Annotated in this window: 15 protein-coding genes; 7 read left to right on the top strand and 8 right to left on the bottom strand. The window is 61.7% G+C overall.

What is annotated here, in order from left to right:
• The first annotated feature begins 117 nt into the window (after positions 1-117).
• From AB7951_RS19570 to AB7951_RS19555, 4 genes are all read left to right on the top strand, one after another.
• Entirely contained in the window at positions 118-1776 is a 1659-nt protein-coding gene (locus AB7951_RS19570) for an OFA family MFS transporter (RefSeq protein ID WP_120288942.1), read from the top strand.
• An 88-nt stretch (positions 1777-1864) separates the two neighbouring features.
• Positions 1865-2128, top strand: a complete 264-nt coding sequence (locus tag AB7951_RS19565; protein WP_089267466.1) for a hypothetical protein — start codon at positions 1865-1867, stop codon at positions 2126-2128.
• Between the two features lie 159 nt (positions 2129-2287).
• The gene (locus AB7951_RS19560; RefSeq protein WP_199712044.1) at positions 2288-2584 is read left to right on the top strand and encodes a hypothetical protein; all 297 of its coding nucleotides are present in this window, start codon (positions 2288-2290) and stop codon (positions 2582-2584) included.
• Positions 2581-2763, top strand: a complete 183-nt coding sequence (locus tag AB7951_RS19555; RefSeq protein WP_120288943.1) for a hypothetical protein — start codon at positions 2581-2583, stop codon at positions 2761-2763. The genes AB7951_RS19560 and AB7951_RS19555 overlap by 4 nt, the downstream gene beginning before the upstream one ends.
• Here AB7951_RS19555 and dapA read toward each other — a convergent pair.
• On the bottom strand, positions 2760-3734 hold the full coding sequence (dapA, locus tag AB7951_RS19550; RefSeq protein ID WP_120288944.1) for a 4-hydroxy-tetrahydrodipicolinate synthase: 975 nt from the start codon (positions 3732-3734) through the stop codon (positions 2760-2762). The genes AB7951_RS19555 and dapA overlap by 4 nt on opposite strands.
• A gap of 10 nt (positions 3735-3744) precedes the next feature.
• Complete coding sequence (locus tag AB7951_RS19545; RefSeq protein WP_120289267.1) at positions 3745-4014, bottom strand: hypothetical protein; 270 nt, start codon at positions 4012-4014, stop codon at positions 3745-3747.
• Between the two features lie 184 nt (positions 4015-4198).
• On the opposite strand from AB7951_RS19545, the gene AB7951_RS19540 reads away from it, so the two are divergent.
• Positions 4199-4459, top strand: coding sequence for a DUF6496 domain-containing protein (locus AB7951_RS19540; protein ID WP_439062621.1), 261 nt, complete (start codon positions 4199-4201; stop codon positions 4457-4459).
• Positions 4460-4607: 148 nt separating this feature from the next.
• On the opposite strand, the gene AB7951_RS19535 is transcribed toward AB7951_RS19540, so the two are convergent.
• Together AB7951_RS19535 and ku are read right to left on the bottom strand one after the other, a co-directional pair.
• Positions 4608-4844, bottom strand: coding sequence for a hypothetical protein (locus tag AB7951_RS19535; protein WP_120288946.1), 237 nt, complete (start codon positions 4842-4844; stop codon positions 4608-4610).
• A gap of 19 nt (positions 4845-4863) precedes the next feature.
• Positions 4864-5751 carry a non-homologous end joining protein Ku gene (gene ku, locus AB7951_RS19530; protein ID WP_120288947.1) on the bottom strand — a complete coding sequence of 296 codons (888 nt, stop codon included), beginning with the start codon at positions 5749-5751 and terminating at the stop codon, positions 4864-4866.
• 143 nt (positions 5752-5894) lie between these two features.
• On the opposite strand from ku, the gene ligD reads away from it, so the two are divergent.
• Positions 5895-8621, top strand: coding sequence for a DNA ligase D (gene ligD / locus AB7951_RS19525; RefSeq protein ID WP_120288948.1), 2727 nt, complete (start codon positions 5895-5897; stop codon positions 8619-8621).
• A 111-nt stretch (positions 8622-8732) separates the two neighbouring features.
• Here ligD and AB7951_RS19520 read toward each other — a convergent pair whose 3' ends face one another.
• On the bottom strand, positions 8733-8897 hold the full coding sequence (locus tag AB7951_RS19520; protein WP_081422059.1) for a DUF3309 family protein: 165 nt from the start codon (positions 8895-8897) through the stop codon (positions 8733-8735).
• Between the two features lie 155 nt (positions 8898-9052).
• Here AB7951_RS19520 and AB7951_RS19515 point away from each other — a divergent pair, with 155 nt between their 5' ends.
• On the top strand, positions 9053-9364 hold the full coding sequence (locus AB7951_RS19515; RefSeq protein ID WP_093760726.1) for a polyhydroxyalkanoic acid system family protein: 312 nt from the start codon (positions 9053-9055) through the stop codon (positions 9362-9364).
• Positions 9365-9595: 231 nt separating this feature from the next.
• Here AB7951_RS19515 and treY read toward each other — a convergent pair whose 3' ends face one another.
• The 3 genes from treY to glgX are packed head-to-tail and all read right to left on the bottom strand — an operon-like array spanning position 9596 to position 16229.
• Positions 9596-12388, bottom strand: a complete 2793-nt coding sequence (gene treY, locus AB7951_RS19510) for a malto-oligosyltrehalose synthase (RefSeq protein WP_120288949.1) — start codon at positions 12386-12388, stop codon at positions 9596-9598.
• The gene (treZ, locus tag AB7951_RS19505) at positions 12388-14154 is read right to left on the bottom strand and encodes a malto-oligosyltrehalose trehalohydrolase (protein ID WP_120288950.1); all 1767 of its coding nucleotides are present in this window, start codon (positions 14152-14154) and stop codon (positions 12388-12390) included. The genes treY and treZ overlap by 1 nt, the downstream gene beginning before the upstream one ends.
• The gene (gene glgX, locus AB7951_RS19500; RefSeq protein ID WP_120288951.1) at positions 14151-16229 is read right to left on the bottom strand and encodes a glycogen debranching protein GlgX; all 2079 of its coding nucleotides are present in this window, start codon (positions 16227-16229) and stop codon (positions 14151-14153) included. Before glgX ends, treZ begins: the two co-directional genes overlap by 4 nt.
• Positions 16230-16231 lie beyond the last annotated feature (2 nt).

The raw sequence follows: 16231 nt of genomic DNA, 5'->3' as shown, positions 1-16231 counted from the left end.
CTGTTCTAAAGTGCGAGCGTGCGTGAATCTTTGTCCGCGCGCCGCAGGGGAATTGACGAAGCGACTTTTTCAAATCGCAGACCGGCTCAGAAGGGTCGGCTGCAGGGGAGAACTTTCATGACAAGTGTGGGCAACGCCGGAACACTGTCTGGCACCAAGCCAGGATTGCTGGAACGCGAACGCATCATTGCGACCGCCGGCTTCAACCGGTGGCTGGTTCCACCTGCTGCACTCTGTATTCATCTCTGTATCGGCATGGCCTACGGCTTCAGCGTGTTCTGGCTGCCGCTGTCGCAAGCAATCACGACACCTGCCTCGAAGGAAGTGTGCGAGGGCATGAGCCTCGCCACCGAGCTGTTCACCACTACCTGTAACTGGAAGGTCGCCAGCCTCGGCTGGATGTACACGCTGTTCTTCGTGTTGCTCGGCGTCTCCGCCGCCATCTGGGGCGGCTGGCTCGAGCGTGTCGGGCCGCGCAAGGCCGGCTTCGTGTCGGCGATGTGCTGGTGCGGCGGCCTCGTGCTCGGTTCGATCGGCGTCTACACGCATCAGCTCTGGCTGCTGTGGATCGGCTCCGGCGTGATCGGCGGCGTTGGTCTCGGTCTCGGCTACATCTCGCCGGTATCGACGCTGGTGAAGTGGTTTCCGGATCGTCGCGGCATGGCCACAGGCATGGCCATCATGGGCTTCGGCGGCGGTGCGATGATCGGCTCGCCGCTGGCTAACCTCTTGATGAATTATTTCAAGACCCCGACCGATGTCGGCGTCTGGCAGACCTTCCTGGCCATGGGCGTCATCTACTTCGTGTTCATGACCATTGGCGCGTTCTCCTATCGCATCACGCCACCGAACTGGAAGCCGGAAGGCTGGACCCCGCCGGCTACGGCGAATGCGATGATCACCACCGGCCACGTGCATCTCGACAATGCGCACAAGACCAAGCAGTTCTGGCTGATCTGGGGCGTGCTCTGCCTGAACGTGTCGGCGGGCATCGGCGTCATCGGCATGGCCTCGCCGATGCTGCAGGAAATCTTCGCGGGCAAGCTGATCGGCGCGCCAGATCTCTCCTTCAGCCAGCTCTCGGCTGCGCAGAAGACTGCGATTGCCGGCATCGCAGCCGGCTTTGCGGGTCTGATCTCGCTGTTCAACATCGGCGGCCGCTTCTTCTGGGCGTCTTTGTCGGACAAGCTCGGCCGTAAGAACACCTATTACACGTTCTTTATTCTCGGCATCGTGCTCTATGCACTGGTGCCGACCTTCGCGGCGATGGGCAGCAAGGTTCTGTTCGTGCTGGCCTTCGGCATCATCCTCTCGATGTATGGCGGCGGCTTCGCGACCATCCCGGCCTATCTCGCCGATATCTTCGGCACCCAGTTCGTGGGTGCGATCCACGGCCGGTTGCTGACGGCCTGGGCGACTGCGGGCATCGTCGGTCCGGTGGTGGTGAACTACATCCGTGAATTCCAGATCGCTGCCGGCGTGCCGCGGGCGCAGGTCTACGATTTCACGATGTACATTCTCGCCGGCATGCTGGTGCTCGGCCTGATCTGCAACATGCTGGTGAAGCCACTGGCGCCGCACTGGTTTATGAAGCCGGAAGAAGTCGCCGCGCTGCAGGCCAAGGGTGCTGCAGCCGCATCGGCCGGCGGAGGCTCCTATGGCATTGGCAAGGGCGGTTTCGACGGCGCCGCCATTGCCTTCTGGGCCTTTGTCGGTGTCCCGCTGTGCTGGGGTGTCTGGCTGACACTGCAGAGCGCCGCGCGCATCTTCCAGTAAAACCTGCGCGGGACCGGCAGCGAAAGCTTCCGGTCCCGTTTCGCATCTGACGAACAATCTTCAAAACAAGCACATTCGGGGATAAACGATGACACGCATCACTACGGGCCTCTTGGCCGCACTGTTCGTTGTGACTTCAATGGGCGTTGCTTCGGCACAGGCGCCTGCGACGCCGGCAACCCCTGCTGCGCCCGCCAAGATGAAGCTGAACAAGCAGAGTCTGAAGGACATGAAGGCGAAGTGGAGCGCCAACAAGGGCAAGCTCAAGGCCTGCCGCAAGGACGTCAAGGTCAAGGGCCTCGCCGGCGACGACCGCTGGTTCTACATCGAAGACTGCATGGCCAAGAGCTGAGCGAGCGCTGGTCTTTCCGGTAGTTCCAGCCTCCTGATCTTTATGCCGCGCCTATGAACAGGCGCGGCTGCCCGTCTCGATTTCATATGGCGATGTCCGCATCTTCTCACCATCCCGACGCGCTCATGCGCCAGGGATTTGAGAAGACGGACAACGATCATGACGATGTTCTACAATCGCGATACGCAGCTGCACGATTTCTCGGCCGACAGCGCCTATCGCTCCTATCTCATCAGCCGCAATCAGCCGCCGATCGTCCATCACTCGGGCGACATCCAATGGAAACGGCTTTGCGTAGCCATCAGGCTGACGCGTAACCATATCAAGGGCTTCTTCGCCGCCATCCACATGGCCCTGGTGGCCGACAAGATGCGCCGGGCGCGGCGTGAACTGGCGCGCGTCCGTGTGCGCGCCGCCGATACGCCGGTGCTTCCGGATCGCCGGAGCGTGCCATGAGGGAAGACCGTTCTGCAGCGCTGTTCGCGCGCATTGGCTCCTATGCGTCCATCATGCCGGGCATTCTCGCCCGGCTATGGCGTTTCGTCATTGGACCTGCTGTCTATCGGCCGGCCGCGCATTATATGCGCGGACCCGGCCCGAAATGTCGTGAGAAGAACGAGCGCCCGCAAGCCTAGCGGGCGCGGCGCAGGGGCGGCGCGTCGTCGGGCTGTGCCCAGATCGCGTCCATCGCGGCGCGTACCTGCTGCTGCTCGGCATCTGTAAGCTCGATCAGCGGCAGGCGCACGGCGGCACTCCCCAGGCCCCGCAAGGTCAATGCATATTTCACTGCCGATGTAACCTGGTCCGGGGGCAGAGCTGCTGCGAGCGGCGCCAACATGTCGGAGATGGTCGTCGCATAGCGTGGGCATCCCTGGCGGGCCGCGTAATACATGCCGCGGCAGAGCTGCGGCGCCACATTGGCCATCGCGGAGACAACGCCGTCGCCGCCGAGCAGCAGATAAGGCAGGGCTGCGGTGTCCTGTCCCGTCAGCATCCGGAAACCCGCTGGCAGCAGCGGCCGCAATCGCGCCAGTCGCCCGGCGTCGCCAGTGTCGTCGCGCAGGCCTATCAATCGTGGCGAGGCGGCGAGATCGATGAGCGTGTCGTCGGTCAGCGCACGGGCACAACGCGACGGTGCGTCATGCACAATGACCGGCAGTAATGTCGCCTCCAGGATCGCATGGAAATGCGCTGCGATGCCATTTGCCGTCGGGCGGTTGTAATACGGGACGACCGACATAACGGCATCGGCGCCGGCGGCCCACGCCAGCCGCGTCGATTCAATGGCGCGGCTGGTGCAGTTCGATCCCGCGCCGGCAATGACGTGGATGCGCCCGCGGGCGACGCCGGCGGCAGTCCGGATCAGCGTGGCGCGCTCGTTCGAGGTGAGCGTGTCGGCTTCGCCGGTGGTCGCGCCGACCACGATGGCACTGGCGCCGGCACAGACCTGTCGCTCGCACAGCCGCGCGAAAGTGAGGAGATCAAGCGCGCCATGCGCGTCGAACGGCGTCGGCACGTCGGCGATGATGCCGTGCAGCCAGTCGTTGGCGTGATGGGAGGCATGAGCTTGCGGGAGGGCATGAGCCCGAAGAGCAACTGTGGACATGGCGGGAAGCTCAGGCGACGCGCCGTTGTTGTAACCGTTCGACAGAGGTTGCTGCCGTGAAGGGCAGGGCGTTCATATCGAGTTCGATGAGGCCCGCCGTCTCGATGATAGCTTCGGGGCGATGGCCGTTCTCGAACAGAGCATAACGCACGGCATTCGCGCGGCTGACAAACAATCCGCCGAATAGGCCGTTTTGCTCCTGCGCGACCCACTGGCCGCGGCCATTCTTGCCGATGAAAACGAGGGATGAGCTACACGAGGGAGGTTCGATGGTGATCACTTGCAGTCTCCAGTTCATTCGCTTGAGCGAATGGCTGCAAGATGATCGGCCGCTCGTTTGAAAACGAGATGAGATGCGGTGCTGCGTTATAGGGATTTCATAAGTGCGTCCGTTCGCACATCACCCACGCGGAACCATCACCGATGATGACGATTGATCGTTTCGATCACAACGGGAGCATGGAATGGCGAAATATTCCAAGAAGGCCGCCGCGAAGGTCGCGCGGGCCATGAAGAAGCGCAAGGCCGGTACATTGCGAAGCGGCGGCTCGGGCAAGAAGGTCACCAGCAAGAAGCAGGCGATTGCCATCGGCCTGTCCGAGGCCCGTGCGGAGGGCAAGAAAGTGCCGAAGGCGCCGAAGAAAAAGACGGTGAAGAAAGCCAGCAAGAAGACGGCGGGGAAAAAGAAAGCGGCCAAAAAATCCCGGAAGTCGACGAAGGCCTGAGGCTGCGCCGATGTACGTTGATCGACGCATATGAACCAATCTTCGTCATGCCCGGGCTTGTCCCGGGCATCCACGTCTTGGGGAGAGAAAAGACGTAGATGGCCGGGACAAGCCCGGCCATGACAGTTTCGACCGAAGCGGAATCGCCTCACTTTGTCTGTAGTGTCGCCTTCAGCAGGTGGTCCTTGCATTCATCGTCCTTGCCTTCCGCCATTGCTTCGCTGGCCAGGCCGATCTCGTCGGAAGCGGTCTTCTTTTGCTTGCCTTCGGCCATCTTGGCGATGGCTTCGGCGACGAAGGCGATATTCGAGGCGTTGCATTCCCTTGTCTGTAGCTGCTGCGTCTGCGCTGCCACGGTCGGCATCACCGCGATGCCTATGATCATTCCCAAAGTCTTCATGCGCTCAGCTTGCCTTGCGATGTCGCGCCGATGACCGCGCAGCCTTCTTGACCGGACGCTTGCGTGCCACATGTGGTCGTGACGACGAAGCGCGTTTGGTCGACTTGCCCTTGCCACCCTTGAGGCTCGTCTTCAGCGCATCCATCAGGTTGATGACGTTGTCCGGCTTCTCCTCCTTCTCGACGACCTTCACCGGCTTGCCTGCGGCCTTGCGCTTCACCAGCGTCTTCAGTGCGGTCTCATATTCATCCTTGAACTTGCTGGGATCGAAATGCGACGCTTTGCTGTCGAGGATATGCACCGCAAGGTCGATCATGTCCTTGGAGATCTTCGGACTCTTTATGCCGTCGAAATAGTCCTCCTCGTCGCGCACCTCATAAGGGAAGCGCAGCGTGGTACCGAGCAAGCCCTTGCCGAGCGGCTCGATGGCAATGATGTGCTCGCGATTGGTCAGTACGATCCGCGCCAGTGCCACGCGGTCCTTGTCCTTCATGGCATCGCGGATCACGGCAAACGCATCGGCGCCGGCCTTGCCGTCGGGCGCGATGTAATAGGGATTGTTCAGATAGCGCCGGTCGATCTCATCGCGCGGCACGAAATTGTCGATGTCGATGGTGTGATTGCTCTCGATCTGCACGGCCTCGAGCTCTTCCTTCTCGATCTCGACATATTCGCCCTTGCTGATCTCGTAGCCGCGGCCCTTCTGTTCCTTCTCCACGACGTCGCCGGTTTCGACATCCACCATCTGCTGCTTCAGCCGGTTGCCGGTCTCACGGTTGATCATGTGGAATTTGGTTTTCTCGACCGAGGTCGCGGCCGGATACAGCACCACCGGGCAGGTGACGAGCGACAGCTTGAGAGAGCCTTTCCAATAAGCGCGGGGCGGGGCCATACTCGTCCTCCAACTCGATCTACAAATGAAGCGCGCAGGCCGCAAAGTATTGCGCTGGCGTGGATTTCCAGGAACTTCAACGGCAGTTGCCGGTTTTGGTTCCGGGCCGGATCATGCGCCCAACGCGGTGAGTGGGGGACGGTGTGGCCGACAAGCAGCTTCAGATCTACCGCCGGAAACGCGATTTCGCGCTCACCAAGGAGCCCTCCGGCCAGATCGTGGTCGCGCCGGCGAAGCGCCGCCGCTTCGTTATCCAGAAACACGATGCCACGCGGCTGCATTACGATCTGCGGCTGGAGATGGACGGGGTGTTCAAGTCGTGGGCCGTCACGCGCGGGCCATCGATGGACCCTGCCGACAAGCGCCTCGCTGTCGAGGTTGAGGACCATCCGCTCGACTATGGCGATTTCGAAGGCACGATTCCCCGGGGACAATACGGCGGCGGCACCGTGCAACTGTGGGACCGTGGCTATTGGGAGAGCGACGATCCGGACAAGGGCTTCAAGAAGGGCGACCTGAAATTCACGCTGGACGGCGAGAAGCTGCATGGCGGCTTCGTTCTGGTGCGCATGAAGCATGACCGCAATGGCGGCAAGCGCACCAACTGGCTGCTGATCAAGCATCGCGACGACTTCGCGAAGGAGGGCAAGGCCAACACCATCCTCGACGATGACAAGTCAGTGGCGTCCGGCCGCAGCATGAGCGCCATTGCCGCGGGGAAGGGTAAGGCGCCGAAACCGTTCATGATCGCCAAGACGGCGAAGATCAAACCCGATGCTATCTGGGATTCCAGCGAGGGCAGTGCTGCCGATGCGCGCGCTAATAAGGGCGTGAAGACCAAGGCGGATGTCGGCAGTCGTGCAGCGAAGAAAGAGGCGCCGGCGAAAAACGCGACCGCGAAGAAAGCTGTCAAAAAATCCATCAAACCGACCAAGGCGACGACAATGCCGGGCTTCGTCGCGCCTCAACTTTGCACCATCGTGGAGCGGCCACCCTCCGCGGATGGCTGGGCGCATGAGATCAAGTTCGACGGCTATCGGGTGCAGCTCCGCGTCGAAGACGGAGAGGCCACGCTGAAGACACGCAAGGGGCTCGACTGGACCGACAAGTTTCAGGCCATCGCCAAGGAAGCCACCGGCCTGCCGGATGCGATCATCGATGGCGAGATTGTCGGCCTTGACGCTCATGGCGCGCCGGATTTCGCGGCGCTGCAGGCGGCGCTGTCGGATGACGAGACCGATACGCTGATCTTCTTCGTGTTCGACCTGCTGTTTGCGGATGGCGAAGACCTGCGGAAGCTGCCGCTTGGCGAGCGCAAGGAGCGATTGAAGGCGCTACTCGACAAAGCCCGCGGCCGTCGCAAGGAAAGCCTGATCCGCTATGTCGATCATTTCGAGACTGGTGGTGACGCCATTCTGCAGTCGGCCTGCAAACTGTCACTGGAAGGCATCGTCTCCAAGAAGCTGTCGGAGCCCTATATGTCCGGCCGCTCGCAAAACTGGACCAAGGCCAAATGCCGGGCCGGTCATGAGGTCGTGATCGGCGGATGGAAGAGTAATGCCGGCAAGTTCCGGTCGCTGATGGTCGGCGTCAACAGAGGCGATCATCTGGCCTATGTCGGCATCGTCGGCACCGGCTTCGGCCAGGACAAGGTCACGCGCATCATGCCGGCATTGAAGAAAGCGGCGGCGAAGACCAGCCCGTTCGGCGGCAAGGAGACGCCGCCGGGTGGCCGGGACGTGCACTGGCTCAAGCCCGAACTGGTGGCCGAGATCGAATTCGCAGGCTTCACCGGCGCGGGCATGGTGCGTCAGGCGTCATTCAAGGGGCTGCGGCAGGACAAGCCAGCCGATGAGGTCGAGGCCGAGACTCCCAAGAAGACCGAACTTGCCGAGCCGACGCCGAAGCGCAGCGCGAAGAAGACTGCCAAAAGCTCGGCAAGAAAAACCGCGCCCGCAAAAGCTGCGGCAGGCAATGCCGTTGTCATGGGCGTATCGATCTCCAAACCCGACAAGGAGCTGTGGCCGGATGCCGGCGATGGCGAGCCGGTTACCAAACGCGATCTCGCGGTGTATTTCGAAGCCGTGGGCGACTGGATGATGGACTATCTCAAGGGTCGCCCGTGTTCGATCGTGCGCGCGCCCGACGGCATCGACGGGCAGCAGTTCTTCCAGCGCCACGCAATGCCGGGGACATCGAACCTGCTCGAACTCGTGAAAGTCTCCGGTGACCGCAAGCCTTACCTGCAGATCGATCGCGTCGAGGGTCTTGCGGCTGTCGCGCAGATCGGCGGGCTCGAACTGCATCCGTGGAATTGCGCGCCGGATGCTCCGGATACACCGGGGCGTCTGGTGTTCGATCTCGACCCGGCGCCTGATGTGGAGTTCATTGCCGTCGTGGATGCGGCACGCGAGATGCGCGAACGGCTCTCGAGCCTCGGCATGGAGAGTTTCTGCAAGACGACCGGTGGCAAGGGCCTGCATGTGGTGGCACCGCTGCTGCGCGGCGCGAAGGACAAGGTCGACTGGAAAACGGCGAAGAGTTTTGCGCAGGCCGTGTGCCAGCAGATGGCCAGTGACGACCCCGAGCGCTACCTCCTCAACATGTCGAAGAAGCTGCGTGGTGGAAAGATTTTCCTCGACTATCTGCGCAACGACCGGATGTCGACTGCGGTCTCGGTGCTGTCGCCGCGGGCGCGAAAGGGGGCCACGGCGTCGATGCCGCTGACATGGCCACAGTTGCGCAAAGATCTGGATCCGAAGAATTTCACTGTGCGCAGCGTCCCGTCGCTAATGGCGAAGAGCAAGGCGTGGGCGGGTTACGAGGATGCTGCGTCGTCGATCAAGTCGGCGATCGGGAAACTGAAATGACTCTTACCGTCATTCATCACTCGCTTTCGCGGGTGATGACGGTGAGAGCGTACGCACATGGAAAAGCGCGCGATCCTTCCGGATCGCGCGCCTTGAAATCAATATCCGCTCTTACAGCTTACCAAGCAGCAGGAGGATCAGCAGAATTACCACGATGAGGCCAAGGCCACCGCCGCCGTAATAGCCGGTGCCGTAGAACGGACCGCCGCCGATACCGCTGAAACCACCAAGCAAGGCGATAATCAGAATGATCAGAATGATAGTACCAATGGACATGGATTTCTCCTCAGCCTGGCAGACGGACAAGCCTGCTGCCTTCATGCGATAAAAACGCGCAGGCATCCCCAAGGTTCCATGAGTGAAACTTTGATTACGACTACCGTCGGGCGAAATCGCGCTTACATCCGTGTGAGCTAACAAAGGATCATGAGATGTCTGAACCGCTCGTCGTTTCCATTCCGCACAGTCTCGGCCGCGAGGAAGCTGCGCGCCGGCTCAAGACAGGACTGACACGCGCAGCAACTAATGTACCAATGTTGAAAGTTGACGAGGAGCGCTGGGACGGCGACCGGATGATCTTCCGCGTCCGTGCCATGGGGCAGGCGGCGTCCGGTCATGTCGATGTTGCCGAGGATCATGTCACCGTCGAAGTGGTGCTGCCTTGGCTCCTGCAGCGCTTCGCCGAGGTGGCGCAGGCAGCGATCAAATCGCGCGGAAATCTGCTGCTCACGAAAAAGAGTTGAAGCAGCGATTGCGGCGTGCAGAAAATCTCACGCATGTTCCGTGCCTGCCGCTCTGCAGCATAAAAAATGCTGTGCGATAGTGCGGCGCACACGAGTTTGATCGTAAACCACTCGCAAACAATTTGATGAAAAGCTTTGAGCACGCGGAGGAAGGGAACCGACCTTTCTCAAGTCGGCACGACATCCGCCAGGCCGTCCGGCCATCGATCCCGGGCGGCCTTGTCGTGTGTGCTATCGCAAACGCGTCGAACGAATGCGTTTCGGCGCGGCATGTGCCTTCACGATCGCCATCGGAATCTGCCTGAAGAGCTTGGCAACGGAGAGCTGAATCGCGCCGTTCTTCTGCGCAGAACCTTCAACGAGGTAGCCGGGCGCGATCACTGTCGCGTCGAAGGCCGTCGCCTCCGGCCAATGCCGCCCGCCTTGTGTCGCTTCGGAAAAAACACGTGGGATCACGACGATTGCCGCGTCGCGCTGATGCCGCCGAGCAAAGGCGATGATGTGCGCGGCATGAGGTCCGGTCACTTCAAGTGGTTCGTAATCGCCATCGGTGAAGACGGCTGCCATCTCGGTGCGGCGTTTCAAAAGCTCGCGCGTCCAGGCGAGCTTGATGTGGCCATCGTCCCAGTGCTGCGCCAGCGCCGCCCAATCCGGTTGCTGCAGTGCCTTCAGCACTTTCGCGCGTTCGGCGAAATCCACCGGGCGGCGGTTATCGGGATCGACCAGCGAGAAATCCCAGAATTCGGTGCCCTGATAGAAGTCCGGCATGCCGGGAATGGTCGCTTTCAGCGTGATCTGGCTGAGTGAATTCAACGCGCCGATCAGCGATGTGCGTTTGGCAAAGGTCTCAAGCGCTGCAAGAAATTCCGGCGACTGGGCCGGGTCGAGAATGCGCTCCAGAAACGTGCGCAGACCCTTCTCATAGGTGTCGTTGGGGTTGAGCCAGCTCGTTTCCTGCTTGCCCTCGCGCGCCGCCTTCAGCGCATAGGCCTGCATCCGCTCGAGGAAGGAATTGTCCTGCCCGCCGAGCGGCCAGGCGCCGATAAGCGCCTGATACAACATATACTCGAACGCTGCGGAGGGCGCGCGCATCTCGCCGTCAACAACCAGATGCGGCGCGTTCAGCAACTTCCAGCGGCTGACAGCACTGGCCCATTCACCGGGCATTTCGGCCAGCGCCAGCAAACGCGCGCGGGCATCCTCGCCGCGCTTGGTATCGTGGGTGGCGGTCGAAGTCATGCCATGCGGCCGCTCGAGCGCGCGTGTGATCATTATCTCGTGGAACGTGACGACAGGTATCGCTTCCGCTGCCGGCTCGCCGCCAACTTCGTTGAACGCCAGCAGGCGATGATAGCGATAGAAGGCGGTGTCTTCGAGCGACTTCGCCATCGTCGGCCCGGTGAACTGCTGCACCTTCAATGCAAAGCGTCGCACTCGCGGCTTGCTATGTGCGGGGCGGCCAGGCTTCAGCAGGTCCAGCGTCAGAGCGTCTCGCAAGAAGTCGAACAAGCCTTCATCGGCGCCGAACCAGTCGGCGCGAGCTTTCTCGATGGTCGTGGCGATCAGTTGCCGGTCGAGGGCAGATGGACCGGCGGTGGAGAGATAGGTGCGATAGACCGGGAAATGCAGCACGTAAAGTTCGAAAGCCTGACGCAGCGTGTCGGCGGAGAAGTCGCGCGTCGAATAATGCCCGTTGGCGATCCGTGCCAGCAGACGCGTCAGCACGGTGAATTCGCTGAGCAGCAGCGTATCGAGCACGCGGCGCTTGGCTTCCACCAGTTGCGGTTCGAATTTCGGCGAGACGTTGCTCACCTGTCGCCAGGTTTCGCCCAGTGGTTCCAGGCCTTTTTCTTCGACCAGCACCTGCGTGATCACATTGAGCCATTCATAGCCCGTGGTGCCATGCACGCCGGCGAAGGGCACCAGCTTCTCGTGCTCGCCGAGAATCTTCTCGACCACGACATAGAACGGCTTGGTGCTGTTGCCATGCGCCTCGCGGATCAGCCGGCGCAGCCGTTGGAAATATTGCGAGGGATCGTGAAGGCCGTCGATGTGGTCCAGCCGCAACCCCTGCAGCTTGTCTTCGGTAATCAGCCGTTTGACCAGCGAATGGATCGCCTCGAACGTATCGGCGTCCTCGATACGCAGGCCAGCCAGCGTATTGACGTCGAAGAAGCGGCGGTAATTGATCTCGCTCGATGCCAGGCGCCACTGACCGAGCTTGTAGTGCTGGCGCTCCAGCAGCATGTGCATGGCCTGAATCTGGGCGGGCCGATCCAGCCCGGCGCGATAGGCGTCGAGGCCGCGCGTGATAACCTCGGCAGCGCCGTCGATCGACGCCAGCTGCTGCTTGAAAGCCGGCGCTTCCCGCCGGTTGGGATGGCGGAGGCCCTTGTGCTTGGCCGCCAGTGTCAGGATTGCGCGGCCGGCTGGCGTGTTGCCGGCGTCGGCTTCCTTGACGATGGTGCGCAGCATCTCGCTGTAGCGCTCCGGCGCGATCGGCAGCCTATGCTCGAAATACCAGGCCGAGAAGCTGCCTTCCTCGGCGTCGTATTTCAGCTCGATCTCGCCGTTGTCCAGTGCCTGGCCATAAGAGCTACCGATGATCGGTAGCAGCAGGCCGCCGCGTGCGCGATAGGGCAGGGTGTCCCAGTCGATGTCGAAGGAGACGGCGTGCGGCGAGGCCTGTCCCCATTCCAGCACGTCGAGCCACCACGGATTGTCTGCGAAATGCACGCCCACATGATTGGGCACAAAGTCGAGGATCAGGCCGATATCACTGGCCTTCAGCGCGGCACTCAGGCGCTCGAAACCTTCGTCGCCGCCCAGTTCTGGATTGAGCTTGGTGTGATCGACAATGTCATAGCCATGGGTCGAGCCGGCGCGCGATTTCATGAAGGGTGAGGCATAGAGATGGGTGATGCCAAGCGCCTTCAGATAGGGGACGATGCCCGCGGTGGCATCGAAATCGAAATCCTTGGTGAGTTGAATACGGTAGGTCGCGACGGGAATCGCAGGAGCCATTATCTATCTCCGATCCGCCAAACGACGGACCACGGCGTCCCCACGCCGGTGGTAGTGTTGCCCCAGATTGTCGTGCCGGATGCGGGCTGCGCAGCCGCTATTTCCTTGTCGGACAGATTTGCCGTGAGATGCAGCCTGCTGCCGTCACCCATTGTCCAGAAGGCCGTGAGCAAACCGTCGTCGCTCGCCTCAGCCTGGCCGAACCGTGCGCCAGCAAGGCGCGGCACGATGTGCTGATTGCGCAATGCGAGCAGCTCGCGAACCAGCGTCAGCCGCGTCTTGCCCGTGGTCGTTTCGCGATTGTCCCAATCGACGAAGGCCGAGCGGAACGAGCTCTCGTCCAGCGGGTCGGGGATCTCGTCGCCGTATTTCTCATAGGCGCTGGCGAATTCTTTCTTGCGGCCATTGCGCACGGCATTGGCGAGATCGCCCTCGAAATCGCAGAAAAACGGAAACGGCACTTTCGAGCCCCATTCCTCGCCCTGAAACAGCATCGGCACCATCGGCGCCAGCAATGTAATGGCTAGTGCAGCTTCGATGGCCTTGGGCTTGGCTAAGGTCTCCAGCCGATCGCCAAGCGCGCGATTGCCGATCTGGTCGTGGTTCTGCAGGAAATTCACGAAGGCCGCCGGTGCGAGTTCGCCTGATGGTTCACCGCGCGGTGCGCCGTCGCGATGCGCCGACGACTGGCCCTGATAGGCGAAGCCCGAGCCCAGCGCCCGCACGATATGATCGAGCGGCTTCGGTGCGTAGTCGCTGTAATAGCCCTTGTCCTCGCCGGTGAGCAGCACGTGCCAGGCATGGTGATAGTCGTCGTTCCACTGCGCGCGATATTTGCCGCGCGGCGGGTTGGTGGCGGGATCGAGCAGAGTGGCGCGGTTGTCGTCGTTCTCGAGCACCAGATGGATCAGCCGGCCGGTGTCGGCGGCTAGCTTGCCGACCTCGCGGCTCAGCTCGTGCAGCATCGGGGTCTCGCCCTGTTCGGGGATCGCATGCACGGCATCGAGCCTGAGCCCATCGAAGCGATAGTCACGCAGCCACGCCACGGCATTCTCGATCGCGTAGGCCCGCACCTCCGGCAGGTGATAGTTGATCGCCGAGCCCCACGGCGTTTGCGCATCGCCGAAGAAGGACGGCGCATATTGCCCGATGTAATTCCCTTCCGGGCCGAAGTGGTTATAGACGACGTCCAGAAACACTGTCAGCCCACGCAGATGCGCCTCGTCGATCAGCGCCTTCAGATCGTCCGGGCGGCCGAACATCGCGTCCGGCGCATACCACAGCACACCGTCATAACCCCAGTTGCGCTTGCCGGCGAAATCGGCCAACGGCATCAATTCGAGCGCGGTGATCCCCGTCGCCACAAGGTGATCGAGCTTGTCGATCATCGCGCGATAGGTGCCCTGCGGCGTAAAGGTACCGACATGGGTTTCAATCAGCACGGTCTCTTCCCACCGCCGCCCGCGCCAGTCGGTCGCGCGCCACGGATAGGCCTTGTGGTTGATCACTTCGGAAGGGCAGGCGATATCGTTCGGCTGAAAGCGTGAGCCGGGGTCGGGCACGTCGGTCTTGTCGTCGATCCTGAAGCGATAGGTGTCGCCAGCCTCGACACTTGCGACCTCCGCAGTAAACCAGCCGTCTTCGCCGAGTTTCAAAGGATGGGATTGATTCCCAAGTACCACGTCGACGCGTTGCGCAGCCGGCGCCCAGAGGCGGAAGACCGCGCCTTTCTCGGTCAGCTGTGGTCCGAACGAATGAGCGCTCATGCTGGCGTCCCCGCAAAGGCCAGTACCGAACGCGGCGGCGCATCGATGTCGCTACCGGGGGGCAGGATCGCGATAGAGAGCTTTTCGTCGGCGGTGTTCAGCACCTGCCGCCAGTTCTTGTATTCCAGCATCTTCGGCAGCTTGAAAGGAATGCCCTCGGGCGCCGCATTCAGCACGATGAAGATCGGATTGGTGTTGTCGCCGGAAGCGCTAAGCACGTAGGACAGGAAGCGCCCGTCTGGAAACGCCCAGTCCGTCTCGGTCATCTCGTCGGCCGAGGGCGTCAGCCACAGCACCCCATAGCTGCCATCGGCGCGGCGACCGTCGAGCCAGCGCTGCGTGGTGATCTGCGGGAAGCGCTGCCGCAGTTGCGCCATATGGCCGATGAAGTCGGTGAGATCGTCGTCCTTGTCGCCGAGATTGTCCCATCCGACCCAGCCGATCTCGTTGTCCTGGCAATAGGCATTGTTGTTGCCGCCCTGGGTATTGCCGACCTCGTCGCCGGCCAGCAGCAGCGGCACGCCCTGCGCGAGGAACAGACAGGCGAGCTGGTTCTTGCGCAGCTGTCGGCGCAGCGCCAGCAGCTCGGGATCGTCGGTCGGGCCCTCGACGCCGAAATTGTTGCTGAGGTTATCCGAGGAGCCGTCGCGATTGTCCTCGCCATTGGCCTCGTTGTGCTTCTCGTTATAGGCAAACAGGTCGGCCAGCGGGAAACCGTCATGCACGGTGACATGGTTGATCCCGGCGCGCTGCTTGCGGCCGTCATGATTGAACACGTCGGACGAACCGGTCATGCGGCTGGAGACTTCGCCGATCAGCGAGCCTTCGCCGCTCCAGTAGCGGCGCATGGCGCTGCGATATTTGTCATTCCATTCCGACCACTGCGATGGAAACGCGCCGACCTGGTAGCCGCCCATGCCGAGATCCCAGGGTTCGGCGACCATTTTGACGTTCGCGAGGACAGGGTCTTGCCGGATGGCGGTGAGGAAACCGCTATTGCGATCGAAGCCATTCGGCCCGCGCGCCAGCGTGGTTGCAAGGTCGAAACGAAAGCCATCCACGTGACACACCTCCACCCAGTAGCGCAATGAATCCATCACCATCTGCAACACGCGCGGATGCGTAAGGTTCATCGAGCTGCCACAGCCTGTGAAGTCGTCATAGAATCGTGGGTTGTCCGGCATCAGCCAGTAATAGGAGGCGTTGTCGATGCCGCGATAGCTCAGCGTCGGGCCGAGATGATTGCCTTCGGCGGTGTGGTTATAGACCACGTCGAGCATCACTTCGATGCCTGCGTCATGCAACCGCGCCACGGTGGTGCGGAAAGAATCGAGCGGATTGTCGGTGCCGTAGCGCGCTTCCGGGGCGAAGAAGGAGAGGGTGTTGTAACCCCAGTAATTCACCAGCTTCATTTCCACCAGCCGGCGGTCATCGACAAAGCTGTGCACCGGCAGCAGCTCGATGGTGGTAACGCCAAGCCGTTTGAGATGCTCGATCATCGACGGCGACGACAGGCCGCGATAGGTGCCGCGCAGCCCTGGCGGCACGTCCTTGCGCGTCTGCGTCAGGCCTTTGACATGGGCCTCATAAATGATGGTGTCTTCCCAGGGTACGCTGGGACGCGCTTCCTTGCGGCCCCAGTTGAAGGTTTCGTCGACCACCACGGCCTTCGGCATGCCGCGCGCATTGTCGCGGCGATCGAAGGAGAGGTCCTCGCGCGACGAGCCAGTGCGATAGCCGAAATGCGCGTCGCTCCAGACCAGACGCCCGGCCAGCTTCTTGGCATAGGGGTCGAGCAGCAGCTTGTGCGCATTGAAGCGATGCCCATGCTCCGGTTCATAGGGCCCGTGCACGCGATAGCCATAGAGCTGGCCCGGCGAGACATCGTTGAGATAGCCGTGAAAGACATGCTCGTTATATTCCGGGAGTTCGATGCGCTCGAGCTCGCGCCGCCCCTGGCTGTCGAACAGACACAGTTCGACCTTGGTGGCGTTCGCAGAGAACAAGGCAAAGTTGGTCCCCCGTCCGTCCCAGCTTGCGCCGAGGCGGGAGGGCATGCCGGCGGATAGTCTCATGC

It is taken from the genome of Tardiphaga sp. 285_C5_N1_2 (assembly GCF_052076065.1).
Taxonomy (GTDB): domain Bacteria; phylum Pseudomonadota; class Alphaproteobacteria; order Rhizobiales; family Xanthobacteraceae; genus Tardiphaga; species Tardiphaga robiniae.
Note: the sequence above shows the minus strand (reverse complement) of the source record. Positions and strands in the feature narration are given on the sequence as shown.

Coding starts and splice junctions, on each gene's coding strand:
- AB7951_RS19560 (WP_199712044.1), top strand. CDS start 2,288: ATGACGATGTTCTACAATCGCGATACGCAGCTGCACGATTTCTCGGCC.
- AB7951_RS19565 (WP_089267466.1), top strand. CDS start 1,865: ATGACACGCATCACTACGGGCCTCTTGGCCGCACTGTTCGTTGTGACT.
- AB7951_RS19535 (WP_120288946.1), bottom strand. CDS start 4,844: ATGATCATAGGCATCGCGGTGATGCCGACCGTGGCAGCGCAGACGCAG.
- AB7951_RS19515 (WP_093760726.1), top strand. CDS start 9,053: ATGTCTGAACCGCTCGTCGTTTCCATTCCGCACAGTCTCGGCCGCGAG.
- glgX (WP_120288951.1), bottom strand. CDS start 16,229: ATGAGACTATCCGCCGGCATGCCCTCCCGCCTCGGCGCAAGCTGGGAC.
- AB7951_RS19570 (WP_120288942.1), top strand. CDS start 118: ATGACAAGTGTGGGCAACGCCGGAACACTGTCTGGCACCAAGCCAGGA.
- treZ (WP_120288950.1), bottom strand. CDS start 14,154: ATGAGCGCTCATTCGTTCGGACCACAGCTGACCGAGAAAGGCGCGGTC.
- AB7951_RS19555 (WP_120288943.1), top strand. CDS start 2,581: ATGAGGGAAGACCGTTCTGCAGCGCTGTTCGCGCGCATTGGCTCCTAT.
- treY (WP_120288949.1), bottom strand. CDS start 12,388: ATGGCTCCTGCGATTCCCGTCGCGACCTACCGTATTCAACTCACCAAG.
- AB7951_RS19520 (WP_081422059.1), bottom strand. CDS start 8,897: ATGTCCATTGGTACTATCATTCTGATCATTCTGATTATCGCCTTGCTT.
- ku (WP_120288947.1), bottom strand. CDS start 5,751: ATGGCCCCGCCCCGCGCTTATTGGAAAGGCTCTCTCAAGCTGTCGCTC.
- AB7951_RS19540 (WP_439062621.1), top strand. CDS start 4,199: ATGGCGAAATATTCCAAGAAGGCCGCCGCGAAGGTCGCGCGGGCCATG.
- dapA (WP_120288944.1), bottom strand. CDS start 3,734: ATGTCCACAGTTGCTCTTCGGGCTCATGCCCTCCCGCAAGCTCATGCC.